This is a genomic window from Streptomyces sp. NPDC050997, from assembly GCF_040660135.1.
GTDB lineage: Bacteria > Actinomycetota > Actinomycetes > Streptomycetales > Streptomycetaceae > Streptomyces.
In genome coordinates this window covers 282,705-305,183 of record NZ_JBFAGK010000004.1, presented here as the reverse complement: position 1 = coordinate 305,183, position 22,479 = coordinate 282,705, and the positions used below count along the sequence as shown (strand labels likewise).

20 protein-coding genes and 1 pseudogene are annotated in these 22,479 nt (G+C 71.4%); 8 read left to right on the top strand and 13 right to left on the bottom strand.

Annotated features, from left to right (window positions below; all coding sequences use genetic code 11):
- Positions 1-142: 142 nt before the first annotated feature.
- Positions 143-547: a (2Fe-2S) ferredoxin domain-containing protein gene (locus tag AB0H86_RS11330; protein WP_362435891.1), complete on the top strand. Its 405-nt coding sequence runs from the start codon at positions 143-145 to the stop codon at positions 545-547.
- Between the two features lie 19 nt (positions 548-566).
- Here the strand turns inward: AB0H86_RS11330 and AB0H86_RS11325 are convergent, their stop codons facing one another.
- Positions 567-1,295, bottom strand: coding sequence for a nucleotidyltransferase domain-containing protein (locus tag AB0H86_RS11325; protein WP_362435889.1), 729 nt, complete (start codon positions 1,293-1,295; stop codon positions 567-569).
- 161 nt (positions 1,296-1,456) lie between these two features.
- Between AB0H86_RS11325 and AB0H86_RS11320 the strand changes: the two genes are divergently transcribed.
- Together AB0H86_RS11320 and AB0H86_RS11315 are read left to right on the top strand one after the other, a co-directional pair.
- Positions 1,457-2,455, top strand: a complete 999-nt coding sequence (locus AB0H86_RS11320; RefSeq protein ID WP_362435887.1) for an LLM class flavin-dependent oxidoreductase — start codon at positions 1,457-1,459, stop codon at positions 2,453-2,455.
- Positions 2,456-2,548: 93 nt separating this feature from the next.
- Positions 2,549-4,909 (top strand): excinuclease ABC subunit UvrA, encoded by a 2,361-nt coding sequence (locus AB0H86_RS11315; protein ID WP_362435885.1) that lies wholly within the window; start codon positions 2,549-2,551, stop codon positions 4,907-4,909.
- On the opposite strand, the gene AB0H86_RS11310 is transcribed toward AB0H86_RS11315, so the two are convergent.
- Positions 4,848-5,939: a DMT family transporter gene (locus tag AB0H86_RS11310; protein WP_362435883.1), complete on the bottom strand. Its 1,092-nt coding sequence runs from the start codon at positions 5,937-5,939 to the stop codon at positions 4,848-4,850. The two genes, AB0H86_RS11315 and AB0H86_RS11310, sit on opposite strands and share 62 nt — an antisense overlap.
- Positions 5,940-6,023: 84 nt before the next feature.
- On the opposite strand from AB0H86_RS11310, the gene AB0H86_RS11305 reads away from it, so the two are divergent.
- Positions 6,024-6,632 (top strand): TetR/AcrR family transcriptional regulator, encoded by a 609-nt coding sequence (locus tag AB0H86_RS11305; protein ID WP_362435881.1) that lies wholly within the window; start codon positions 6,024-6,026, stop codon positions 6,630-6,632.
- Here the strand turns inward: AB0H86_RS11305 and AB0H86_RS11300 are convergent.
- The 5 genes from AB0H86_RS11300 to AB0H86_RS11280 all read right to left on the bottom strand — a co-directional run bounded on the left by AB0H86_RS11300 (position 6,629) and on the right by AB0H86_RS11280 (position 11,861).
- Positions 6,629-7,438 (bottom strand): lysophospholipid acyltransferase family protein, encoded by an 810-nt coding sequence (locus AB0H86_RS11300; RefSeq protein WP_362435879.1) that lies wholly within the window; start codon positions 7,436-7,438, stop codon positions 6,629-6,631. The genes AB0H86_RS11305 and AB0H86_RS11300 overlap by 4 nt on opposite strands.
- Positions 7,435-8,208 carry a GNAT family N-acyltransferase gene (locus tag AB0H86_RS11295; RefSeq protein ID WP_362435877.1) on the bottom strand — a complete coding sequence of 258 codons (774 nt, stop codon included), beginning with the start codon at positions 8,206-8,208 and terminating at the stop codon, positions 7,435-7,437. Before AB0H86_RS11295 ends, AB0H86_RS11300 begins: the two co-directional genes overlap by 4 nt.
- Before the next feature lie 286 nt (positions 8,209-8,494).
- The gene (locus AB0H86_RS11290) at positions 8,495-9,241 is read right to left on the bottom strand and encodes a succinate dehydrogenase/fumarate reductase iron-sulfur subunit (protein WP_362435875.1); all 747 of its coding nucleotides are present in this window, start codon (positions 9,239-9,241) and stop codon (positions 8,495-8,497) included.
- Entirely contained in the window at positions 9,238-11,187 is a 1,950-nt protein-coding gene (locus AB0H86_RS11285; protein ID WP_362435873.1) for a fumarate reductase/succinate dehydrogenase flavoprotein subunit, read from the bottom strand. The genes AB0H86_RS11290 and AB0H86_RS11285 overlap by 4 nt, the downstream gene beginning before the upstream one ends.
- A 2-nt stretch (positions 11,188-11,189) precedes the next feature.
- The gene (locus AB0H86_RS11280; RefSeq protein ID WP_362435871.1) at positions 11,190-11,861 is read right to left on the bottom strand and encodes a succinate dehydrogenase; all 672 of its coding nucleotides are present in this window, start codon (positions 11,859-11,861) and stop codon (positions 11,190-11,192) included.
- Positions 11,862-11,981: 120 nt separating this feature from the next.
- Here AB0H86_RS11280 and AB0H86_RS11275 point away from each other — a divergent pair, with 120 nt between their 5' ends.
- Positions 11,982-12,866 carry a LysR substrate-binding domain-containing protein gene (locus AB0H86_RS11275; RefSeq protein ID WP_362435869.1) on the top strand — a complete coding sequence of 295 codons (885 nt, stop codon included), beginning with the start codon at positions 11,982-11,984 and terminating at the stop codon, positions 12,864-12,866.
- A gap of 110 nt (positions 12,867-12,976) precedes the next feature.
- Here AB0H86_RS11275 and AB0H86_RS11270 read toward each other — a convergent pair.
- The 4 genes and pseudogenes from AB0H86_RS11270 to AB0H86_RS11255 all read right to left on the bottom strand — a co-directional run.
- Positions 12,977-13,186: pseudogene (locus AB0H86_RS11270) on the bottom strand (nuclear transport factor 2 family protein); the annotation flags it as partial.
- A gap of 66 nt (positions 13,187-13,252) precedes the next feature.
- A complete protein-coding gene (locus tag AB0H86_RS11265; protein ID WP_362435867.1) occupies positions 13,253-15,388 on the bottom strand; it encodes an EAL domain-containing protein in 2,136 nt (711 codons plus the stop codon).
- Positions 15,385-16,197: an SAM-dependent methyltransferase gene (locus AB0H86_RS11260; RefSeq protein WP_362435865.1), complete on the bottom strand. Its 813-nt coding sequence runs from the start codon at positions 16,195-16,197 to the stop codon at positions 15,385-15,387. The genes AB0H86_RS11265 and AB0H86_RS11260 overlap by 4 nt, the downstream gene beginning before the upstream one ends.
- Before the next feature lie 318 nt (positions 16,198-16,515).
- On the bottom strand, positions 16,516-17,484 hold the full coding sequence (locus tag AB0H86_RS11255; RefSeq protein ID WP_362435863.1) for an SCO0930 family lipoprotein: 969 nt from the start codon (positions 17,482-17,484) through the stop codon (positions 16,516-16,518).
- A gap of 867 nt (positions 17,485-18,351) precedes the next feature.
- On the opposite strand from AB0H86_RS11255, the gene AB0H86_RS11250 reads away from it, so the two are divergent.
- Positions 18,352-19,116: a hypothetical protein gene (locus tag AB0H86_RS11250; RefSeq protein ID WP_362435861.1), complete on the top strand. Its 765-nt coding sequence runs from the start codon at positions 18,352-18,354 to the stop codon at positions 19,114-19,116.
- Between the two features lie 261 nt (positions 19,117-19,377).
- On the top strand, positions 19,378-19,890 hold the full coding sequence (locus tag AB0H86_RS11245; protein ID WP_362435859.1) for a hypothetical protein: 513 nt from the start codon (positions 19,378-19,380) through the stop codon (positions 19,888-19,890).
- Positions 19,891-20,059: 169 nt separating this feature from the next.
- Here AB0H86_RS11245 and AB0H86_RS11240 read toward each other — a convergent pair whose 3' ends face one another.
- Positions 20,060-20,557, bottom strand: coding sequence for a hypothetical protein (locus AB0H86_RS11240; protein ID WP_362435857.1), 498 nt, complete (start codon positions 20,555-20,557; stop codon positions 20,060-20,062).
- Positions 20,558-20,886: 329 nt separating this feature from the next.
- Here AB0H86_RS11240 and AB0H86_RS11235 point away from each other — a divergent pair, with 329 nt between their 5' ends.
- A complete protein-coding gene (locus AB0H86_RS11235; RefSeq protein ID WP_362435855.1) occupies positions 20,887-21,552 on the top strand; it encodes a class F sortase in 666 nt (221 codons plus the stop codon).
- 34 nt (positions 21,553-21,586) lie between these two features.
- Here AB0H86_RS11235 and AB0H86_RS11230 read toward each other — a convergent pair whose 3' ends face one another.
- Entirely contained in the window at positions 21,587-22,450 is an 864-nt protein-coding gene (locus AB0H86_RS11230) for a polysaccharide deacetylase family protein (protein ID WP_362435853.1), read from the bottom strand.
- Positions 22,451-22,479 lie beyond the last annotated feature (29 nt).

Sequence of the window (22,479 nt, the reverse complement as noted above, 5' to 3'; positions counted from 1 at the left end):
CGCTGTGCGACGGCGCTGTTCGTGCCGCTGAAGACGCACGACGACTACGAGTCCGGCTTCCAGCTCCAAGGCGCCTCCGGCGACAACCGCGTTGGGCACCCCGGCGGCACCCCGTGATCAGCACAGGCCGCATGCTTCTCCCATGCCTTCGACGCCCCGAACGCCACTGACCGGCTCCGACTCCTGCACGCTCGTCGTCTGCCGGGGCTGCTGCTGCGGCAACGCCCGCAAGCAGCCCGGCACCGACCCGGCCTGGCAACTGGAGCTGCTGCGGGCCGGCGCGAGCGAACACGGCTTCCGGGTCCGTACGACCGACTGCCTGGGCCCCTGCGACCAGGCCAACGTGATCGTGGTCCGTCCTTCGGCGGCCGGGCGCCGGGCCGGCGGGCGGGCCGTGTGGATCGGGTTCGTCATGGACGACGACAGCACCGAGGAGGTCGTGCGGTGGGCGGCGGCCGGCGGGCCCGGTGTCGCCGAGCCGCCGCTCTCACTGGAGTTGCAGTTCATCCGGCCGCCCCGGGACGCGCGCGTCCGGTCCCGGCGTTGAGGTTCCCCGCCTGCGACACCTACGGCATCGACGAGGCCCGCGAGTACGGGGCGGCGACCTCGGCGGTGTAGTAGAAGTGGCGGCGGACCCGGTGCAGCCACGCCTCCACCGCCGCCTCGTCGGGCTCCTCCGGCAGCACGCCGCGGGTCTCGTCGAAGGCGGTCTCGTAGCGGCGGAGCAGGGGCAGCGCGGCCGACGGGTCGGCGGCCACCCGGTCACCGAAGACGTGGTACTCCTCGGGGTTCTCCACGCGGATCTCCAGTCGGCCGGTGGTGTACAGCTCCAGACCCTGGTGGCACAGCCGCTTCAGGTGCCGGGCGTGCTTCGCGGTGCGCCTCCGCGTGTCCGCGGAGAACGAGCCGTCGCCGCGGTTCTCCAGCCGGCGGAACTGCTGGGTGGCGTAACCGAGATAGGCGTCCCGGACGCGCTTCGCGCACAGGAACGACGTACGGATGCCGATGAGTTCCTCGCCCAGCGGGGTCCGAAGCTCGTACAGCTCGTCCGGGAGCCACACCAGCTCCATGGCGGTCGGGTTGCCGCCGAGGGCGAGCCGGCACCACTTCGCGGCCTCGTGCAGGGTGCGGTCCGGTGCCGTGGTGACGTGGGACTCCTTCGGGCCGCGCAGGCCGTGCAGGTCCGTGGTGGGCGCGGCGAAGAGACCGAGGCGGTCGACGTCGGAGCCGGCGTGGGCGAGCCCGTACGCGGTGGAGCCGACGACGCCGGACAGCAGGAGGTTCGGGACGGTCACCGTCGGCCGCCTTCCTTGGGTGTGACGAGATGGATGTGCGGCCGCCGCGGAAGCGTGTCCCATTGTGCTGACCAGCGGGATCGCGGTCACCTGGTTTTCCCGTGCCCCGTGCGGCCGACGGCGGACGGGAATGTCGCCGTGCGCCACGCGTTGAACCCCATGTGAGTTCCGTGATCGCCGCCACCCGCTTCTCCGTCCTCGACCGTTCCCGGACCCGGGAGGGCCGCACGAACGCCCAGGCGCTGCGCGACACCGTGCGCATGGCGCGGGAGCTCGAGCAGCTGGGCTACCACCGGTTCTGGGTGTCGGAGCACCACGGGGTGCCCGGGGTCGCCGGTTCCGCGCCGACCGTGCTGGCCGCCGCGGTGGCCGCCGCGACCGAGCGGATCCGGGTCGGCACCGGCGGGGTGATGCTGCCCAACCACCAACCCCTGGTCGTGGCCGAGCAGTTCGGAGTGCTGGAGTCCCTCTTCCCCGGGCGGATCGACATGGGGCTCGGTCGTTCCGTCGGCTTCACGGACGGGGTGCGCAGGGCGCTGGGGCGCGACAAGGACGTGGCCGACGATTTCGCGGCCCAGCTCGACGAACTGCTCGGCTGGTTCCGGGGCACGTCCCCCACGGGCGTGCACGCACGCCCCGCCGAGGGGCTGACCGTGCCGCCGTTCGTCCTGGCGATGGGCGAGGGCGCGACGATCGCGGCCCGGGCCGGGCTGCCCATGGTCATCGGCGACCTGCGCGACCGCGACAGGATGCGGCGCGGTATCGACCACTACCGCACGGGGTTCCGCCCCTCCCCCTGGGCGCGGGAGCCGTACGTCGTCATCTCGGGCACGATCGCGGTGTCCGGCACGCCCGAGGAGGCCCGGCGGCTGCTGATACCCGAGGCCTGGTCGATGGCGTACTCGCGCACCCACGGCACCTTCCCGCCGCTGCCGCCCGCCGAGCGTGTCGAGGCACTGACGATGACCGGGAAGGAGCGCGGCTTCTACGAGTCCGGGCTGACCGGGCACATCGCCGGCACCGAGGAGCAGGTCGCGCACGAGCTGGAGACGGTGCTGAAGGAGACGGGAGCCCAGGAGGTCCTGGTCACGACCAGCGGCTACGACCGGGAGGCCCTGCTGGACTCCTATCGGCGGCTCGCCCGGGTCATCGCAGACTGAGTCCCGCCCGCCGGGGCGACCGGCCCCCGGTTCGCATAGGATCGCGGGGTTTGTCCTCGGCTCGGCCGGAAGACCCGTACGGAGTACCTCCTCATGCCCGACTCGCACGACCCATACATCCGCGTTCGCGGTGCCCGTGAACACAATCTCCAGGGTGTCGACGTCGACATCCCCCGGGACGTGTTGACCGTGTTCACAGGCGTGTCGGGCTCGGGGAAGTCGTCGCTGGCGTTCGGCACGATCTACGCGGAGGCGCAGCGACGCTACTTCGAGTCGGTCGCGCCGTACGCGCGCCGGCTGATCCACCAGGTCGGGGCGCCGAAGGTCGGTGAGATCAGCGGTCTGCCGCCCGCCGTGTCGCTCCAGCAGCGCCGGTCGGCTCCGACGTCCCGTTCCTCCGTCGGCACGGTGACCAATCTGTCGAACTCCCTGCGGATGCTGTACTCCCGGGCCGGTGACTACCCGCCGGGCGCCGAGCGGCTCGACTCGGACGCCTTCTCCCCCAACACGACGGCCGGGGCGTGTCCCCAGTGCCACGGGCTGGGGAGGGTGCACCGTACGACTGAGAAGTCGCTGGTCCCGGACCCGTCACTGTCGATCCGCGAGGGTGCCGTCGCCGCCTGGCCGGGCGCCTGGCAGGGCAAGAACCTGCGGGACATCCTCGACGCGCTCGGGTACGACGTCGACCGGCCCTGGCGGGAGCTGCCCGCCGAGCAGCGGGAGTGGATCCTGTTCACGGACGAACAGCCGGTCGTCACCGTGCACCCGGTCCGGGACGCCGAGCGCATCCAACGGCCGTACCAGGGCACGTACATGAGCGCCCGACGGTATGTGATGAAGACGTTCGCGGACTCGAAGAGCCCGACGCTGCGGGCCAGGGCGGAGCGCTTCCTCACCAGCGCGCCCTGCCCGGCCTGCGGCGGCAGCCGACTGCGTCCCGAGGCGCTGGCGGTGACCATCACGGGCCGCACGATCGCCGACCTGGCCGCACTGCCGTTGGTGAAGCTGGCGGCGGCTCTCGACGCGGGCGCCTCGGAGGCGGCCCGGGTGCTCACCGCCGACCTCACATCCCGTATCGCGCCCGTGGTCGAGCTCGGCCTCGGCTACCTCAGCCTGGACCGGTCCACGCCCACCCTCTCGGCGGGCGAACTGCAACGACTGCGCCTGGCCACCCAGTTGCGGTCCGGACTGTTCGGAGTCGTGTACGTCCTCGACGAACCGTCCGCCGGACTGCACCCGGCGGACACGGAGGCCCTGCTGACGGTGCTGGAGCGACTGAAGGCGGCCGGGAACACGGTGTTCGTGGTGGAGCACCACCTCGATGTCGTACGCGGTGCCGACTGGCTGGTGGACGTGGGTCCGCGCGCCGGCGAGCACGGCGGGCGGGTGCTGCACAGCGGGCCGGTGGCCGAGCTGGCCGGTGTCGCCGAGTCGGCGACGGCCCGTTTCCTGTTCGACCGGTCCCCCGCACCCGACCGTGAAGTCCGCCCGGCACGCGGCGAGTTGAGGGTCGGTCCGGTCACCCGGCACAACCTGCGCGGGGTGACGGCCGGTTTCCCGCTCGGTGTGCTCACCGCGGTCACGGGCGTCTCGGGGTCCGGCAAGTCCACGCTCATCGGGGAGATCACGGAGGAACTGCCGGGCGTGCGGCGGCTGGTGTCGGTCGACCAGAAGCCCATCGGACGCACCCCGCGCTCCAACCTGGCGACGTACACGGGTCTGTTCGACGTGGTACGGAAGGTGTTCGCGGCCACCGACGAGGCCCGCTCGCGGGGTTACGGCGTCGGCCGCTTCTCCTTCAACGTGACCGGCGGGCGCTGCGAGACCTGCCAGGGCGAGGGGTACGTGACCGTCGAGCTGCTGTTCCTGCCGAGCACCTACGCCCCCTGCCCGGACTGCGGCGGGGCGCGCTACAACCCCGAGACGCTCGAAGTGACGTACCGGGGACGGAACATCGCGCAGGTGCTCGACCTCACCGTCGAGGCGGCGGCGGAGTTCTTCGCCGACACCCCGGCCGCGGCCCGCAGTCTCGGCGCCCTGCTGGACGTCGGTCTCGGCTATCCGCGCCTCGGCCAGCCCGCGACCGAGCTGTCCGGCGGGGAGGCCCAACGCATCAAGCTGGCGAGCGAGTTGCAGCGCGGGCGCGGCGGTCACACCCTCTACCTCCTCGACGAGCCGACGACCGGTCTGCATCCGGCCGACGTCGAGGTCCTGATGGGCCGGCTGCACGCCCTCGTCGACGCCGGGCACACGGTGATCGTCGTCGAGCACGACATGGCGGTCGTCGCGGGCGCGGACTGGGTGATCGACCTCGGGCCGGGCGGCGGTGACGCGGGCGGGCGGATCGTGGCGGCGGGGCCGCCGGCGGAGGTGGCGCGGGTGGAAGGGAGCGCTACGGCCACGTATCTGAGGCGCGCGCTTTCCCGGCCCGGCCGAGGCGACCGACGGGACTGACGGGGCCGGCAGGACTGACACAGCCCACCGGGCCGACCCGGCCGACCTCGTCGGCATGACCGACAGGCCGGTCGACGTCCGCCCGGCTGCGACGAGCGGACGTGACGCTCGCCTCTCCGGCGCGGGAACTTGTCTCTCCCACGCTGCGGCTCGCCTCTCCCACGCGAGGCTTCGCCCAGTGCACGACGGCGACGGCCGAGAGGGCGACCGCGAGGCCGAGAGCGGTCTGCGGGGTGAACGGTTCGTCGAACATGGCGGCGCCCCAGACGGTCGTGACGGGCGCCATCAGGAACATGAGCGTGTTGACCCTGGTGACTCCGGAGCGCCGCAGCACCAGCCAGTAGAGCCCGTATCCACCGAAGGTCGAGAGCGTGACGAGCCACCCGATGGCGATCCAGAACGACGAGGCGGCGGGCGGCTGGGCCACCCCGGTCGCGAGGGCGGCGCCGGTGAAGACGAGGGCGCTGGTGGTGCAGTGGACGGTCATCGACACCGTGGGTGTGACCGTTGTGCGGGAACGCTGTTCGAGGAACGTGGCCGCCACCAGCGACAGCATCCCCGCGAACGGCACCAGGTAGGTCCACCACGCCACGTCGCCGCCGGCCCCGGCGTCGGCCGTGGTGACCAGGGCGACACCGGCCAGGCCCAGGCACAGGCCGAGCCACTGCCTGCCCGAGACGTACTGCCGCAGGAGCGGGCCGGCGAGTGCCCCGGCGACGAGGGGCTGGGTGCCGTCGATCAGGGCGGTCGTGCCGCTCGACACGCCGAGCTGGATCGCCCAGTACACGGTGAGCAGGTAGCCGCTCTGGGAGAGCAGCCCGATCACGGCCTGCCGCCCGATGTCGCGCGCGGTCAGCCCCCGCCAGGAGGCCCGCCCGCGTGCGACGGCCGCCACGACCAGGACGAGTGCCAGGGGCAGGAACCGCCACATCAGGATCGTCACCGCACCGGCGTCCTGCGTGCCCAGCCTGGCTCCCACGAATCCCGAGCTCCAGCACAGCACGAAGGCGACGGAGAGAAGGACGTCCACGACACACCACCCACCAGGGGTCACTAAACAGATCGGTCTACCTACGGACCCGGCCGAGTATACAGATCGGTATAGTCTTGGTTCATGGGCACCAGGCGGATCACGATGACCCCCGGCGCGCGCCGTGTTCTCGCGGCCGCGTCACGGCTCTTCTACGCGCACGGCATCCACGCGGTCGGGGTGGACCTGATCGCCTCCGAGGCCGGGGTCACGAAGAAGACTCTCTACGACCGGTTCGGCTCCAAGGAGCAGATCGTCGTCGAGTACCTCGCCGACCGGGACGAGCGCTGGCGGGCGTTCCTCACGGAGCGGCTCGACCGGGTGGAGCCGGGGTCCGTCGACCGCGTCCTGACGGTCTTCGACGCCTCACAGGCCTGGATGACCGAGAGTAGCCCCAAGGGGTGCAGCATGGTCAACGCGCACGCCGAGATCAGCGATCCCTCCCATCCGGCCCACGCGATCATCACGGGCCAGAAGGAGTGGATGCTCGCGCTCTTCGCCGACCTGGTCCGGGAATTCGCCGCCGCCCGGGCCGACGGGTCGGCCCGCACGCTGATGCTGCTCCACGAGGGGGCGATGGTCGCCCACGGCCTGCGCGTCTTCCCGGACCCGATCGGCCACGCGCGCGCCCTGGCCGCCGAACTCCTCGCCGACGCCGACGGGAGCCGCACGCCGGGTCAGGACGCGCCCTAGGACACCAGGACCGTGTGGACGGGGTCCGGCTCGGGCAGGGCCTCCAGTTGTGCGGCCCGGGCCAGCGCACGGCGGTCGGGGTGGTCGCCCGGCGCGATCACCTTCCGTACCTCGACCTCGGCCACCAGCCCCCGCGCCGACACCACCCGCCACACCGAGGCGAGCAGGGAGTCCTCGCCGACGAAGGCGGGCGCGGTGCTGGCCGCTCCCCCGGCGAGCCGGTAGCGGATGCGCACCGGCTGCACCGGGACGCCCGTGTCGAGCGCGGCCTGGAACACGGCCCGGCGGAAGTGCCCCTGGGCGCGGCCGCACCAGGTGCTGCCCTCGGGGAACACCGCGACGGCCCGGCCGGACCGCAGTGCGTCCGCGATGAGGGCGACCGTGCCGGGCAGGGCACGCAGTCGGTCCCGCTCGATGAACAGGACGCCCCCGCGCGCCGCGACCGGCCCCGCCACCGGCCATCGCCGGATCTCCGCCTTGGCGAGCATCCTGGCGGGGCGGACGGCGGCGAGCAGCGGGATGTCCAGCCAGGAGATGTGATTGGCGACCAGGAGCAGTCCTCCGGCGGACGCGGCGGCGCCGGTGATCCGGACCTGGACCCCTGCGGCCCGTACGATCCACCGGAACCACCGCCTCACCGGACCGGCGGGGATCTTCCCGCCGAACGGCGACAGCACGGCCCCGGCCAGCACCAGGGCCGTGACCGCCGCCAGCCGCAGCACGGCCCGGGGTACGGCCGTGGCGGCCCCCGTCCGTTCCACACACGCCCTCGGGGTGCAGGGCGCGCCGGGCAGCCAGACGCTCATCGGGCCGGGACGAGGGAGAGGAAGTGCCGCAGATAGCGCGAGTTGACCCGGCGCATCGACAGCAGCACATACAGGTCGGCGACCCCGAAGTCCGGGTCGTGGGCGGGCTGCGCGCAGACCCAGGCGCCGAGCCGCAGATAGCCGCGCAGCAGCGCGGGGAGTTCGGTGCGCGCCGGGACACTCACGTCCTGCGGCACCCAGGGGAGCAGCGGCCGTACCCGGAACTCCTCCGGGGCCAGGTGCTTGTCCCGCACCCGGTCCCAGGTGCCGGCCGCGAGGGCACCGCCGTCCGCGAGCGGGATCGAGCAGCAGCCGGCGAGCCACTCGTGGCCCTGGCCGACCATGTAGCGGGCTATGCCGGCCCAGATGAGTCCGATGACCGCGCCGTCCCGGTGGTCGGGGTGCACGCAGGAGCGGCCGACCTCGACGAGCCCGGGGCGGATCGGGTCGAGCGGGGTGAGGTCGAACTCGCCCTCCGAGTAGAGGCGTCCGGCGACCGCGGCCCGCTCCGGCGGCAGCAGCCGGTACGTGCCGACGACCTGGCCGGTCACCGTGTCGCGCACCAGCAGGTGGTCGCAGTAGGCGTCGAAGGGGTCGACGTCGAGGCCGGGTTGCGGGGAGTTCAGGAGGGCACCCATCTCCCCGGCGAAGACCTCGTGACGCAGCCGCTGCGCGGCCCGCACATCGGCCTCGTCGCGGGCCAGGGTGACGGTGTAGCGGGTGGGAGCGGTCGACTGCTGGGGGCGGTCGAGGATGGAAACGCCGGTCATGGCTCTCTCCAGGGCACGGGCCAAGTCGGGGACGGTGGCGGTACACCCTGTTTCTTCCGACCCGGGTTGGCGTGGACGTGACCTGAGCCAGGAGCGCGGATGTGGGGATGTTGAACTGCGCGGGCCAGCGCGCGGTCCGCCCCTTTTGTGCCGTGTGCGGCCCCCGCTTCGCCGGTGATCGGCGGCCGGCGACCGCGGAATGCCAGACGGGGCCGGGGATGAGCACCACTCCCGGCCCCGCCCGTCCGCACCTTCTCGGCGAACGTTCTCCGCGCTCCCAGGGGCGCTACCGCTTGACCTTCCGCGCGGCCCGCAGCCACTCCTTGTTCATCCCGGTGATGGACACGAGCTCGATCCCCTTCGGGCAGGCGGTCGCGCACTCTCCCGCGAGGGTGCACCCCCCGAACCCCTCCTCGTCCATCTGCGCCACCATGTCCAGCACCCGTGTCTCCCGCTCGGGCGCCCCCTGCGGCAGCACGTTCAGGTGATTGACCTTGGCGGACGTGAACAACATCGCCGCCCCGTTGGGACAGGCGGCCACACAGGCACCGCATCCGATGCACTCCGCGTGCTCGAACGCGAAGTCCGCGTCCGGCTTCGGTACCGGTGTCGCGTGCGCCTCGGGTGCGGCGCCGGTCGGCGCGGTGACGTACCCGCCGGCCTGGATGATCCGGTCGAAGGCGGTCCGGTCGACGACCAGATCCTTGATCACCGGGAACGCGGACGCCCGCCACGGCTCGACGTCGATCGTGTCGCCGTCCTGGAAGGACCGCATGTGCAGCTGGCAGGTGGTCGTGCGCTCGGGTCCGTGCGCGTCGCCGTTGATGACGAGCGAACACGCTCCGCAGATGCCCTCACGGCAGTCGTGGTCGAAGGCGACCGGGTCCTCACCCGTGAGGATGAGCTCCTCGTTGAGGGTGTCCAGCATCTCCAGGAAGGACATGTCGGAGGAGATTCCGTCCACCTCGTACGTGGACATCGCGCCTTCGGCGTCGGCGTTCTTCTGCCGCCAGACGCGCAGGGTGAGCTTCATGCGTAGCTCCGCTGAGTGGGGTGGACGTACTCGAAGACCAGGTCTTCCTTGTGCAGGACAGGAGCGTCGCCGGTACCGGTGAACTCCCAGGCGGCCGCGTAGCCGAACTCCTCGTCCCGGCGGGCGGCCTCGCCGTCGGGGGTCTGGGACTCCTCGCGGAAGTGACCGCCGCAGGACTCGGCCCGGTGCAGGGCGTCGAGGCACATCAGCTCGGCGAGCTCCAGGTAGTCGACGACCCGGTTGGCCTTCTCCAGCGACTGGTTGAACTCCTCGCCGACGCCCGGGACCTTGATGCGCCGCCAGAACTCCTCGCGGATCTGCGGAATCCGCTCCAGCGCCTTGCGCAGTCCGCTGTCGGTGCGGGCCATCCCGCAGAACTCCCACATGAGTTCGCCGAGTTCACGGTGGAAGGAGTCGGGGGTACGGTCACCGTCGACGGCCAGCAGCAGGTGCAGCCGGTCCTCGGTATCCGCCAACACCTCCTGTACGACGGGGTGTTCAGCGGTGACGGTCTGGTGGTGCGGGTTGCTGGCGAGGTAGTCGTTGATGGTCGCCGGCAGTACGAAGTAGCCGTCGGCCAGGCCCTGCATGAGGGCGGACGCGCCCAGCCGGTTCGCGCCGTGGTCGGAGAAGTTGGCCTCGCCGATCGCGAACAGGCCGGGGATGTTGGTCTGGAGGTCGTAGTCCACCCACAGGCCGCCCATGGTGTAGTGCACGGCGGGGTAGATCCGCATCGGCACCTCGTAGGGATCCTCGTCGGTGATCCGCTGGTACATGTCGAAGAGGTTGCCGTACTTGGCCTCGACGGCCCCGCGTCCCATCCGCTCGATGGCGTCCGCGAAGTCGAGGTACACGCCCTGCCCGCCGGGCCCGACGCCCCGGCCGTCGTCGCAGACGTTCTTCGCGGCGCGGGAGGCGATGTCGCGCGGGACCAGGTTCCCGAAGGAGGGGTAGACGCGCTCCAGGTAGTAGTCGCGCTCGTCCTCGGGAATCCTGCTCGGCGGCCGGTCGTCGCCCTTGGCCTTCGGCACCCAGATCCGGCCGTCGTTGCGCAGCGACTCGCTCATCAGCGTCAGTTTGGACTGGTGGTCGCCGGTGCGCGGGATGCAGGTCGGATGGATCTGCGTGAAGCACGGGTTGGCGAAGTGGGCGCCGCGCCGGTGGGCCCGCCAGATCGCGGTGGCGTTGGAGTTCATGGCGTTCGTCGACAGATAGAAGACGTTGCCGTAACCGCCGCTCGCCAGGACGACGGCGTCCGCGAAGTACGTGTCGATACGCCCGGTGACGAGATCCCGCGCCACGATCCCGCGGGCCTTCCCGTCGACGACGATCAGGTCGAGCATCTCGGTACGCGGATGCATCTCGATGTTCCCGGCCGCGATCTGCCGCGACAGCGCCTGGTAGGCGCCAAGGAGCAGCTGCTGCCCCGTCTGGCCGCGGGCGTAGAAGGTCCGCGACACCTGGACGCCGCCGAAGGAGCGGGTGTCGAGCAGGCCGCCGTACTCACGGGCGAACGGCACGCCCTGCGCCACGCACTGGTCGATGATCTCGACGGAGATCTGTGCGAGCCGGTGGACGTTGGACTCCCGTGCCCGGAAGTCGCCGCCCTTGACGGTGTCGTAGAAGAGCCGGTGGATCGAGTCGCCGTCGTTGCGGTAGTTCTTCGCCGCGTTGATGCCGCCCTGCGCGGCGATGGAGTGGGCGCGGCGCGGGGAGTCCTGGTAGCAGAACTGGACGACGTGGTAGCCCTGTTCGGCGAGGGTGGCGCCGGCGGAGCCACCCGCGAGGCCGGTGCCGACGACGATCACGGTGTGCTTGCGCCGGTTGGCCGGGTTGACCAGCTTGGCCTCGAAACGGCGCTTGTCCCAGCGCTCTTGGACGGGCCCGTCGGGGGCTTTGGCGTCGACGACGGGCTCGCCGGTCGCGTAATCCGCGTAGGAAGTCATCTTCAGCTCACCACTCCGGTCATGACACCCACGGGTACGGCGATGAAACCGGCCGTGAGCAGCAGCGCGAGAAGGTTGGCGACGGTCTTCAGGGCGCGGTCGCGGGCCCGGCTGCCGACGCCGAGGGTCTGGGCGGCGCTCCAGAAGCCGTGCCGGATGTGCAGGCCGAGGGCGAGCATCGCGACGATGTAGACGACGTTGCCGTACCAGGTGGAGAAGGTGTCCACGACGTTCTGGTACGGGTGGCCCTCCTGGAAGCCGCCGGAGTGCACGGTGCCGGTCGTCAGGTCGAGGATGTGCCACACGATGAACAGGCCGAGGATGATCCCGCCCCAGCGCATGGTGCGCGTCGCGTAACTCGCCCGCGGCTTCTTGTGGACGTACTTGCTGGGGCGCGCCCTGATGTCGCGGCGGCTGAGCTGGTACGCGGACGTGGCATGGGCGACCACGGCGACCACCAGGACGACGCGGATGAGCCAGAGCGTCCACTCGTAGTGCATGAACGGTTCGCCGACGGTGCGCAGCCAGTGGGCGTAGTGGTTGAACTCGCCCGCCCCGAAGAAGATCTTCAGGTTTCCGATCATGTGGGTGACCAGGTACAGCAGCATGATCAGGCCGCTGACGGCCATCACGGTCTTCTTCCCGACGGAGGAGTCCCACACGGTGCGTGCCATGGACGGCCGTCGGTCCGTCCGCGTTGCCAGAGCCATGTGTCAGGACGTTACGGGCGAGAGGGCCGATCGGTCCAAGACATGGTCCGGCTTGATTCCATAGCCTGGGGCTATCGTACGGGTATGCAGTTCCAGCAACTCCAGTACTTCGTGGCCGTCGCCGAGACCCGGCACTTCACCCGGGCCGCCGAGCTGGTACATGTGGCCCAGCCGTCCCTGTCGCAGCAGATCAAGGCGCTGGAGCGGGAGTTGGGCGCGGACCTGTTCCTGCGGGCGCGGGGCAACATCACGCTCACCGACGCGGGCGAGGCGCTGCTGCCGCTGGCCCGGCGGATCCTGGCCGACGCGGACACCGCCCGGCACGAGGTGCTGGAGCTGGTGCAGCTGCGCGGCGGCCGGGTCCGGCTGGGCGCGACGCCGAGCGTGTGCACGGGTCTGCTGCCCGACGTGCTGCGCGCCTTCCACGACCGCTATCCCGGCATCCGGCTGCTGATCGAGGAGGGCGGCTCGCACGATCTCGTACGGGAGCTGGCCCGCGGCGCCCTCGACCTGGCCCTGGTCGTCCTCCCGCTGCCGACGCCCTCCCCGGCGCTGACCACGGTGGAACTGCTCCGTGAGGACCTGGTGGTGGTGTCGTCGCCGGAGGCCGCCGCGCCCGGCCGGGGCCGGCGGACCGTCCGCGTCGCCGACCTGGAGAGCGAACGCCTGGTCATGTTCCGGCACGGCTACGACCTGCGTGAACTGACCGTCGCCGCCTGCCGCGCCGAGGGCTTCGAGCCGGACTTCGCGGTGGAGGGCGGGGAGATGGACGCCGTGCTGGGCTTCGTGCGGGCGGGGCTGGGCGTGGCCGTCGTACCGCGCATGGTGGCGACGCGGTCGGGGCGGGGGCTGCGGGTCACTCCGCTCGCGCGGCCCGGGCTGCACCGGACGATCGCCCTGGCCCACCGCAGCGATGTGGCTCCACCACGCGCCGCGCGGGAGCTCCAGCGGATGCTGCTGGAGCGGTGAACTGGTGCCGTGGCAGGCGATGTTCGCCCCGTCGCGACGCCTGGCACGGCGCTAGCTAGTCGATCTCCGGCGGGGCCTGGTGGGGCCTGGTGGTAGTACATGAGCTGTGGGCCGGTCGCCGAGCTGCCCGGCTTGCTGGGCAGCTCGGCGACCGTTTCCTCGTAGGTGTAGCGCCGGCCCGAGGCGCCGACCTCCACGAACTCGGGGTCGATCAGGCGGGCAGCCTCGGCGGAGGTGCGGACGGCGGGGTCCAGAAGACGCAGCTCGGCCTCGATCGCCTCGTGCACGCCAACCGAGCACGCCAACCGAGCGCACGTCATCCGGTTCCTGGGTCAAGCGCCCATGATCGCGCGTGACCCGGGCGCTCCCGCAACCGGATTACGGCCTCACCCCGTCGCGTCCACCAGCGCCAGCTCGTGCAGCCGGTCCGGCGGGCCCGGGCGGGCGTAGTACCAGCCCTGTGCGGTGTCGCAGCCCAGTATCCGCAGCTGCTCGGCCTGCGCGCCGGTCTCCACGCCCTCCACCGTCACCGCGAGGTTCAGGCTGTGGGCGAGCGAGACGATCCCCTCGACGATCTTGAGGTCGACGGGGTCCGCCGGGAACTGCTGCATGCTCTGCGTGAAGGAGCGGTCCAGCTTGAGGATGCTCACCGGCAGACGGCGCAGGTTCGCGAGGTTCGAGTAACCCGTACCGAAGTCGTCCAGGGCGATGTCGACGCCCATCTCGGCGAGCCGCCGCAGCGGCTTCAACAGGTCGTCGTCCGCGCCGATCAGCGCCGACTCGGTCACTTCCAGGCAGAGCGCGTCGGGTTGGACGCCCGTGCGCTCCAGGATGTCCACGGTGTCCTGGACCAGGCCGGGGTGGGTGAGCTGGCAGGGCGAGAGGTTGACGTTGATCCGCAGCGCGCCGGCCTCGTCGTAGCGCTCCTGCCAGGCGCGGGCCTGGCGCACCGACTGTTCGAGTACCCAGCGGCCCAGCGGCACGATCAGTCCGGTGTGCTCGGCGAGCGGGATGAACTGGTCGGGGCCGAGGACGCCGTGCTGCGGGTGCAGCCAGCGCACCAGCGCCTCCGCGCCCCGCACACTGCCGTCGCCGAGGTGGACCAGCGGCTGGTACTCGATGAAGAACTCGCCCCGGTCCAGGGCCGTCGGCAGGGCCGTGGTCAGTCCGTGCCGGGTGATGGCTCGGGCGTCGGCCTCCGGGTCGGCGAGCTCGTAGCGGTTGCCGCCGGCCGACTTGGCCCGGTACATCGTGATGTCGGCGCTGCGCAGCACCTCCGCCGGGCTGCGCTCCCCCGCCGGGCCCTCGACGATGCCGATGCTGCCGCGCACGGTCAGCTCGCGGCCGTCGATGCTGACCGGAGCGATCAGCGCGTTCATGATCCGCGCGGCGAGGTCGTCGACCTCGCCCTCGGTCTGAGGTCCGGTGGTCAGCGCCACGAACTCGTCGCCGCCGAGCCGGGCGACCATCTCGCCGGGCGCGGTCGCGCAGGACTCCAGCCGGTCCGCGATCTCGACGAGCAGCCGGTCGCCGGCCGCGTGGCCGAGGCTGTCGTTGATGGTCTTGAAACCGTCCAGATCGAGGTAGCACAGCCCGAACCGCTGGCCCGCACCGGCGCCCAGCGCCTTCTCCAGGCGTTCGAAGAAGAAGGTGCGGTTGGGCAGACCGGTCAGCGCGTCGTGCGTGGCCTCGTAGCGCAGCCGGAGGTTGAGCAGACGGCGCTCGGTGGTGTCCTCCATGAGCGCCAGCTGGTACTGCGGGTTGCCGTCGGCGTCACGCAGCAGGGAGACCGTGAGGTTGGTCCACAGGGCCGTTCCGTCAGGGCGGTAGAAGGCCTTTTCGACGTGGTAGTGCTCGCGCTCGCCGCGGACGAGTTCCTCGTAGAGCCGCCGGGTCTGGGGCGCGTCGTCGGGGTGGGTCCACTCCTGGACCCGGCGGCCGCGCAGCGCCTGGTCGGTGAGCCCGAACATGCGCAGCAGGGCCCCGTTGACCTGGAGGACGTGGCCGTCCAGGTCGGCGATCCCGATGCCTATGGCGGCGCCCTCGAAGACCGCGCGGAAGCGCGCCTCGCTCGCGTGCAGCGCCTGCGCCACCACCCCCTGGGCCCGCAACGCGGCCTGGGCGATGGCCTCCTGCTCGGCGAGTGTCCGCTCTCGCAGCGCCTGCGCGAAACCGGCGGCCATGGCGTGCTGGATCCGTGCCGCGCGTGCCCGCAGATCCTCCTGGACGCCGTCCGCGCCGCAGTAGAGCACCAGATAGGCCTCGACGCAGTCCAGGGTGCGGGTCAGCGCGTCCGGGTCGGTGCAGTGCGCGGCGACCAGGGCGGCGCCCACCGACCTCGCCTCGTCCGCGTCGAAGATCCTGGCCCGGAGGGCCTCGCTCAACCGTCGTGCCAGCGGCAGCAGTTGCTTCTCGAACTCCGGCCGGGTCGCGGACGTCGAGGTCACCGGGAAGACCGCCCGGCTCCAGATCGTCGCGAACCGCCGCAGTCTGTCCTCGGGCCCGTCCTGCTCCGCGCTCACGCCGTGCGCCCCACGCCGGCGAAACCGGAGAACGCATAGGGGTCCTCGTCCTCCGGTGCGGTCTCCGGCCGCCAGTGCGGCATCGGCACCAGTCCGGGTTCCACCATGTCGTACCCCTCGAAGAACCGCGCGATCTCGTCGCGCGAACGCATGATCAGCGGGTTGCGAATGTCCTTGTACACGTCCACCGCACCCTCGGCCCGCTGTGGCGGCAGCGGAATTCCCTCGTACGAGGCGTGTGTGAGCAGCAGCAGGCTGCCGGGCGCGAGCGCGTCGCGCAGCTCGGCCACCGCCTCGTAGGGGTCGTCCGCGTCTTCCACGAAATGCAGTATGGCAACGAGAAGCACGGCCACCGGCCGATTCAAGTCGATCAAACCCCGCACTTCGGGGCTGGAGAGGATCTCCCGGGGCTTGCGGAGGTCGGCGGCGACGACCCCCGCGTCCGCGTTTCCGGCGAGGACCGCCTCGCTGTGCGCGACCGCGACCGGGTCGTGGTCCACGTACATCACCCGGGCGCCGGGACTCGCCGCCTGGGCCACTTCGTGGACGTTGCCGAAGGTCGGGATGCCGGAGCCGATGTCGAGGAACTGGGTGACGCCCTCGTCCACGGCGTAGCGCACCGCGCGGCGCATGAACGCCCGGTTCGCCTGCATGATCTTGGGAAGTCCAGGCAGGAACTCCATCGCCCTGCGGGCCGCTTCCCGGTCGACCTCGAAGTTGTGCGAACCGCCCAGGTAGTAGTCGTAGATTCGCGAAACGCTAGGCACCGAAATGTCGATGCTGCGTGGGGCCCAGGCGGGACGCTCCATCTATCTCTCCAGGCGTAGGCGATCCGGTGTTCGAGCTGAGGCTACTGATCGCCCGCCAAAGGAGCGAGCAGAAACGGAAATTGACCGTCCGTTCCCGGTCACTGCCTGCGGCACGTGCCCAAGTGATTCCCCCGTACACCACCCATGAAGCGCCTGCGGTTCGGCCATGGGAAAACGCTACGAAAAGTACGCACGGCATTCCGGAGCGTTCCCGGGCAGACGGCGAATCGCGGCGAGTTGCGGTGAATGACGGCAAACCGGTCCGCCCCCTCCGTGCGGCGCGGAGGGGGCGGGACCGGTGGACCGGATGCGCCGTGGTTACTCCTCGGGCGCTCCGATCGGCTTTCCGTCGGGTGCCGCGGCGTACCATGTGCCGCCGACGCCCTGGCCGTTGGTGTCACCCGGGGCCTTGTCACCCGCGAAGGTGTAGATCGGCCAGCAGTTGATGGTCTGCTGCTCGACGCCGTCGGGCCGGGTGAAGGTCATGTAGCCCTTCTTCTGGATCCCCTTGGTGTCGTTGATGTCGACGGGGGCCACGGCCGGCCACTTCTCCAGGCAGGCACCGGTGCATGCGGAGATCGGGTCGGGCCAGGCGGTGTCCTTGAGGAACCGGTAGACCGTGTGGCCCTTCTTGTCCACGACGATCTCACCCAGTTTGGGATCCTTACGGGTGGAAAGTCCGGCCTCTTCGACCAGATCGGCCTTCTTCGCCTTCTTGCCGTCCGGAGCGAGCGCGTACCACTTGCCGCCCACGCCCTGGCCGACGACGTCCCCGGCCTTGGTGTCCTTCGCGTAGCGGTAGGCCGGCCAGCCGCCGACGGTCAGCTGCTTGCTGCCGTCCGTGCGGGTCACCTCGCCGAGCAGCGCCTTGTCGATACCCTCGCCCGCCGTGGCGTCGTCCGCCGGGACCGGCGGCCAGGTCTTGGCGCAGTCGCCGTCACAGTTCGACTTCGGCGGCTCGGCGGTGTCCTGGTCGAAGCGGTAGAGGGTGAGGCCGGTGCCGTCGGTGAGGACGTTGCCGAGCTCCCCGTTGGTGGACACGGCCAGTTCGCCCGCGCCGGACGTCTGGGTCGCCGCGCTCGGGCTGGCCTGCGCGTCCCCGCCGGCCCCGACCCCGGCGCTGGTCCCCAGACCGGCGCCGGCGCTGCCGTAGTCGCCCGCCGCGGCCGTCGCGCCCACGTTCTGACTGCCGGTGGACGGGGCGCTTTCCTGGCCGCACGCCGTCGTCAGCGCCAGTACCGCCGCGGCGCTTGCCACGAGCGAGGCGCTCCGCCAGGAGGTCTTCATCGTCAACTCCCCATACGTTCGTAGGGTGTTGCAGCGCCCTGCTGCGCCGCCGCACGACCATGAGTACGCACGGCGGACCCGGTCGTGTTCAACGACTCACAGATTTCTTTCCGAAACCTGTGTCGGCGACGTTCCCTCTTTCGGGCTCAATCCCCCGTGCCCAGGCGCACAGCGGCGCGTTAAGCCTCATGATCTCCGTCGTGCATCGACCCGAACCGACCCAATCCGCCCCTGCCATAAGGGTGTTCGCCCTGTTGACGCTCACCTGGCTGCTCGTGGGCGCGCCGGCCGGCACGGCCCAGGCCGACGCCTGCGCCTACGCCTCGACCGGGCCGGGCGGCACAGAGGCGGTGGCGGTCGCCGGCGGCCTCACCTGGCCGACTCCCCCGATCTGCCCACCGCCCCCTCCCCCGCCGTGCCCGACCCCGACCCCCACGCCCACACCGCCACCCCCGCCGCCACCGACGCCGACCCCGACTCCGGCCCCGCCGAAGCCCACCCCCGCTCCGGAGCCCACGCCGCCGCCGAAAGCCACGCCGAAGCCGACGCCTCCGCCGCCCCCGGTACCGCAGCCGGCGCCACCCCGTTCGCGACCGACCCCGCCACCCGCCCCCGCACCCCCTCCTCCCCCTCCCCCACCCGCACCGCCATCCCCGTCCCCGTCCCCCACCCCGACCCGGTCGGCGAAGCCCGCCCCCAGCCCCTCCGCCGCCCCGGTCACCTACCCGCGGTACAGGGCGCAGCCCCGCAAGCGGACGCCCCACGGCACCACGTCACCGGTCACCTACGTCCTGCTCATCACCGCGCCCGCGGTGATCGCCGTCGCCGCGCTGCGACCGCGCTAGCGCCTGATCCTGGAGGCACCCCTTGCCGGAATGGCTTGTTCTCACCCTCGCGATGCTGGCCGCCTGTGTCGTGGTGGTCGTCATCACCCTCCTACGGCACCGCAGGGCGCCCGAGGACGAGGACCCCAACGAGACGCCGGACGTCATCGAGTACATGACGATGTGGATCGGCGTGGTGTACGCCATCGTCCTGGGCCTGGCCATCGCCGGTGTCTGGGAGGCACGCAGCGGCGCGCAGGACCATGTCCAGGCGGAGGCCCAGGCGCTGCACGAGATCTCGGAGCGGGTCCGGGTCTACCCGGCCGACGCCCGCAACCGCATTCGGGACGATGTCAACGCCTATGTCGGACACGTCGTCGACACCGAGTGGAAGCACATGGCGGACACCGGCGAGGTCACGGAGCGGGGCACCGAGCTCCTCCGCAAGGTCCGCGCGGACGTCACCGACTACAAGCCGAAGACGGACTTCGAGGCCCAGGCCTACCAGCCGGTCCTCGACCAGATGGCCGCCGCGGACCAGGCACGCAACGCCCGGGCGGACTCGGCCTCGCCGACCATGCCGGGCGTGGTGTGGTTCGGGCTGCTGGGCGGAGCCGCCGCCACCATCGGGATGATCTTCGCGCTGCAGATCCGGCGTACGCCGCGTGAGCTGATCCTCGCCGGACTGTTCTCCGCGCTGATCGCGTTCCTGCTCTTCCTGATCTGGGACTTCGACGCGCCCTACAGCCGGGGCATCACGGCGTCGGCGGACCCGTTCCTGAGCCTGTTCCCGCACATCAAGGGCTGACGCATCCTCACCCGGGGACCCAGCCGCGACCCGATCGCTGACATCCCCTCACCCCATGGGCCACCGGGGGACACCCGCCACGCCGCTCCCGTCCCCCGGTCGCAGCAACGTCATCCCCTGACCGGCCCACACGCTTGCCCCATTCGCACCAGTGCGATCGCGCGGACGTCCACACGTTCCTAGCGTTTCGGTCATCGAGGTGCATGTACAGCGCCGGCGGAAAAGGTCCGCAGCTGCTCCTCGGGGACCGGAGGAACCACCATGCGCGCGATACGCGTCGCTTCGGCCGCACTGCTGGGCTGTGCCCTGGCTCTCACCGCACCCGCCGCGCAGGCGAGCGCCGAGCGCCAGGGCTTCCGTGTCAGCGTCCTGCCCGAGATCGTCGCGCCCGGAGGGCAGGTGACCCTCCGCGCCACCGGCTGCGACCAGGACGTGCTCGTCACCTCGGGCGTCTTCGACGACGTGACCATCCGCAAGGGCCGGTCCCGGGCCGTCGCCTATGTCGACTGGGACGCGAAACCCGGCGCGTTGTACGAGGTGACGTTCCACTGCGGGACCTTCTGGCAGAACGCGGACCTCACCATCGCCGGCGGCCGGCCGGGCGGCCCCACACCGGTGCCGGTGCGGCCGTCCCGGGGTGCGCACGCCGGTGAGGGCGGCAGCCTCGCCGGGTTCGACCTCCAGGAGATCGGTCTCGGGGCCGCGCTCGTCGCGGGGTCGGTCGGGGCGGCGTACCGCCTCTCCCGCCGGCGCACCGGGGAGGACGGCGGATGACCGCGCCGACCGCCCGCGCATGGCCTTCGTCCCGGATGTCTGAAGGGGCCGGGGGCGATGGCCACCGCACGGGCGGTCGGGGTCTTCGGAGGGGGTTCGGATCCGTTTCCCCGGATCGGAGCCGTCGCTCGGATCGGAGCCGTCGCTCGGATCGGAGCCGTCGCTCGGATCAGATCTGCTTCTCGGAGCGGCGGCGCATCCAGTACAGCCCGCCCCCGATGACGGCCGCGGCCACCAGACCGCCGCCGATCGCCATGTCGGTCGGGGTCGCGCCGGTGGAGCTGCCGCCGCCGAGACCGCCCTGGACGCCTCCGATGACGGTGAAGGCGGCCGGGTTCATCAGGGTCCTGCCCGAGCAGTTGACCGTGATGCTGTGCGAACCGGGCCTCGCGTTGTTGCTGACCGTCGCCGTGCCCCTCGACGTCCCGTTGGTGCCGGGAATCGGAGACAGGGGCGCTCTCCGGAAGGCGTCCGAGGTCATGAAGCCGCCGCTGGGGCAGCCGTCGACCGTGACGGTCAGCTGACCGCCGCGGGCGATGACGCTGGGCAGGGCGACGATGTTGCTGGGGCGGGCGCCCATGCCGTCCCGTGCGACGGCTGTGGGGGTGGCGAGCCCGAGGACGGCGACTGCGGCTCCGGCGGCCGCCAGGGCACGAGTGGTACGCATGTGATCCTCCGCGGAAGACGCCCCGGGAACCGTCCCCGGTAGATCGGCGAGAAAGCGCCTCCCAGAAAGACCCTCAGATGCCGTGCGCGCGGCCGCATTTCGGGAATGGTCCGTCCTGGTGAGGGGACACGCCGAACGAACAGCGCACAATCTGATATCACCGCAGGTCACGGACCGTCTGAAAATTCCTGTTCGCGGCAACTCGGATGGCGCACCGAGGGAATCGCGGGCCACCCGTTCGTATCCGCCCCGTCGCCTCTTTCCCGCGCACGGCATAGCGTTTCCGTATGCGCGAGTGACGTGGCGACGGCCGCGAGAGGGGAAGACGAATGTATGCGTCCGATCTGGCCGACCTGGACGAGGAGGAGCCGCGGAAGAAACGCGCTCCCTGGGGCGTGATAGCGCTTGTCCTGCTGACCGGCCTCGCGCTCATTCGGAATGGTTCGGGAGAGTTCGACGTCGGGCCCCCGCAACCCGCGTCGGCGGCCGCCGAGAGCCGCCTCGCGTCCGGCGCCTTTCCGGGAACCCCCAGCCCGCTGCCGTACTCCGTGCCGGACCGGGTCAGGATCCCGACGATCCGGGTCGACGCGCCGATCATGCCCATCGGCCTGGACGCGGACGGCTGGGTCGCCGCGCCGCCGCCGGAGGACCCGAACCTGGCCGGCTGGTTCACCGGCGCGGTCTCTCCGGGCGAGAAGGGCACCTCCATCGTCGTGGGCCACGTCGACAACAGACAGGGCCCCGCGGTGTTCTACGGACTCGGGGCCCTGAAACAGGGAAGTCGCGTCGAAATGGTGCGCAAGGACAAAAAGACGGCCGTATTCGAGGTCTACGGCATCGAGGTGTTCGAGAAGAACAACTTCCCCGGCGACCGCGTCTACGCCTCCAAGGGCTCCCCCGAACTCCGGGTCATCACCTGCGGGGGCGGTTTCTCCAAGCAGAACGGTTACGACGGTAACGTCGTCGCCTTCGCCCGCCTGGTCGAGGTGCGCTGAGCGTTCCCCGACCGGGCGGGCGGCACGGCCGCGGTTATGCGCGTCGCCGTCGCGGGACGGTGATGTGGTAGCCGGAATCCAGCAGTTGCGGCAGATAGGCGCGCAGCGCCCGGACACTCTGGGTGCGGTCTCCCCCGGCGTCGTGCGAGAGCACCACGACGCCGGGGGCGGCGCCGTTCTCCACCCGGCCGACGATGGCGCGGGTGCCGGGGGTGGTCCAGTCGAGGGTGTCGATCGTCCAGGCCAGCGGTTCCATGCCGAGTTCGGCGCCGAGTTGGAAGACGGTTCGGTTCCACGCCCCGTAGGGCGCGCGGAACCACTGCGGGCGTTCGCCGCAGGCCTCCTCGATGACGTCGCTGGTGCGTTCCATCTCGTAGCGGATCCGACCGCGGCTGAGGCTGGTCAGCAGCGGGTGCGACCAGGTGTGGTTGCCGACGACGTGTCCCTCGTCGGCCATCCGGGCCAACAGGTCCTCGTGGTCGACAGCCATCGCGCCGCACACGAAGAACATCGCGTGGACGTCGTACTGCGCGAGGGTGTCCAGGATGACGGGGGTGAAGCGGGGGTCGGGTCCGTCGTCGAAGGTCAGCACCATGGTCCGGCCGCGCCCGGACAGGCGCAGGAACGGTTCACGCCGGACCAGGGGGTGGCTGGGCTCGGCCCGGGGCGGGCCGTATCCGGTCAGGGGCTGGAGGCGGTAGGCGGAGGGCTTGAGCGCGCGGTGCGCCCGGGGACCGGCTGCGGGGAGGGCGGGCCGGACCGGCTCGCCGCCCGAGCCCAGCGACAGCAGGCCGGCCGTGCCGGCCGCCCCGCAGGCCGCGCCGGTGAGCAGCGCCCGGCGCCGCGTGAACGCCGCCGCGGTCGACGACAGCCGTGTGAGCAACTGATCCTTCGTCATGACTCATCAGTCGCCCACGGCGCCTCGGG

What these genes read in the sequence shown, in the direction of transcription:
- AB0H86_RS11330 (WP_362435891.1), top strand. Translation starts at nt 143, where the DNA reads ATGCCTTCGACGCCCCGAACGCCACTGACCGGCTCCGACTCCTGCACG.
- AB0H86_RS11315 (WP_362435885.1), top strand. Translation starts at nt 2,549, where the DNA reads ATGCCCGACTCGCACGACCCATACATCCGCGTTCGCGGTGCCCGTGAA.
- AB0H86_RS11305 (WP_362435881.1), top strand. Translation starts at nt 6,024, where the DNA reads ATGGGCACCAGGCGGATCACGATGACCCCCGGCGCGCGCCGTGTTCTC.
- AB0H86_RS11300 (WP_362435879.1), bottom strand. Translation starts at nt 7,438, where the DNA reads ATGAGCGTCTGGCTGCCCGGCGCGCCCTGCACCCCGAGGGCGTGTGTG.
- AB0H86_RS11295 (WP_362435877.1), bottom strand. Translation starts at nt 8,208, where the DNA reads ATGACCGGCGTTTCCATCCTCGACCGCCCCCAGCAGTCGACCGCTCCC.
- AB0H86_RS11290 (WP_362435875.1), bottom strand. Translation starts at nt 9,241, where the DNA reads ATGAAGCTCACCCTGCGCGTCTGGCGGCAGAAGAACGCCGACGCCGAA.
- AB0H86_RS11285 (WP_362435873.1), bottom strand. Translation starts at nt 11,187, where the DNA reads ATGACTTCCTACGCGGATTACGCGACCGGCGAGCCCGTCGTCGACGCC.
- AB0H86_RS11280 (WP_362435871.1), bottom strand. Translation starts at nt 11,861, where the DNA reads ATGGCACGCACCGTGTGGGACTCCTCCGTCGGGAAGAAGACCGTGATG.
- AB0H86_RS11275 (WP_362435869.1), top strand. Translation starts at nt 11,982, where the DNA reads ATGCAGTTCCAGCAACTCCAGTACTTCGTGGCCGTCGCCGAGACCCGG.
- AB0H86_RS11260 (WP_362435865.1), bottom strand. Translation starts at nt 16,197, where the DNA reads ATGGAGCGTCCCGCCTGGGCCCCACGCAGCATCGACATTTCGGTGCCT.
- AB0H86_RS11255 (WP_362435863.1), bottom strand. Translation starts at nt 17,484, where the DNA reads ATGAAGACCTCCTGGCGGAGCGCCTCGCTCGTGGCAAGCGCCGCGGCG.
- AB0H86_RS11245 (WP_362435859.1), top strand. Translation starts at nt 19,378, where the DNA reads ATGCGCGCGATACGCGTCGCTTCGGCCGCACTGCTGGGCTGTGCCCTG.
- AB0H86_RS11240 (WP_362435857.1), bottom strand. Translation starts at nt 20,557, where the DNA reads ATGCGTACCACTCGTGCCCTGGCGGCCGCCGGAGCCGCAGTCGCCGTC.
- AB0H86_RS11235 (WP_362435855.1), top strand. Translation starts at nt 20,887, where the DNA reads ATGTATGCGTCCGATCTGGCCGACCTGGACGAGGAGGAGCCGCGGAAG.
- AB0H86_RS11230 (WP_362435853.1), bottom strand. Translation starts at nt 22,450, where the DNA reads ATGACGAAGGATCAGTTGCTCACACGGCTGTCGTCGACCGCGGCGGCG.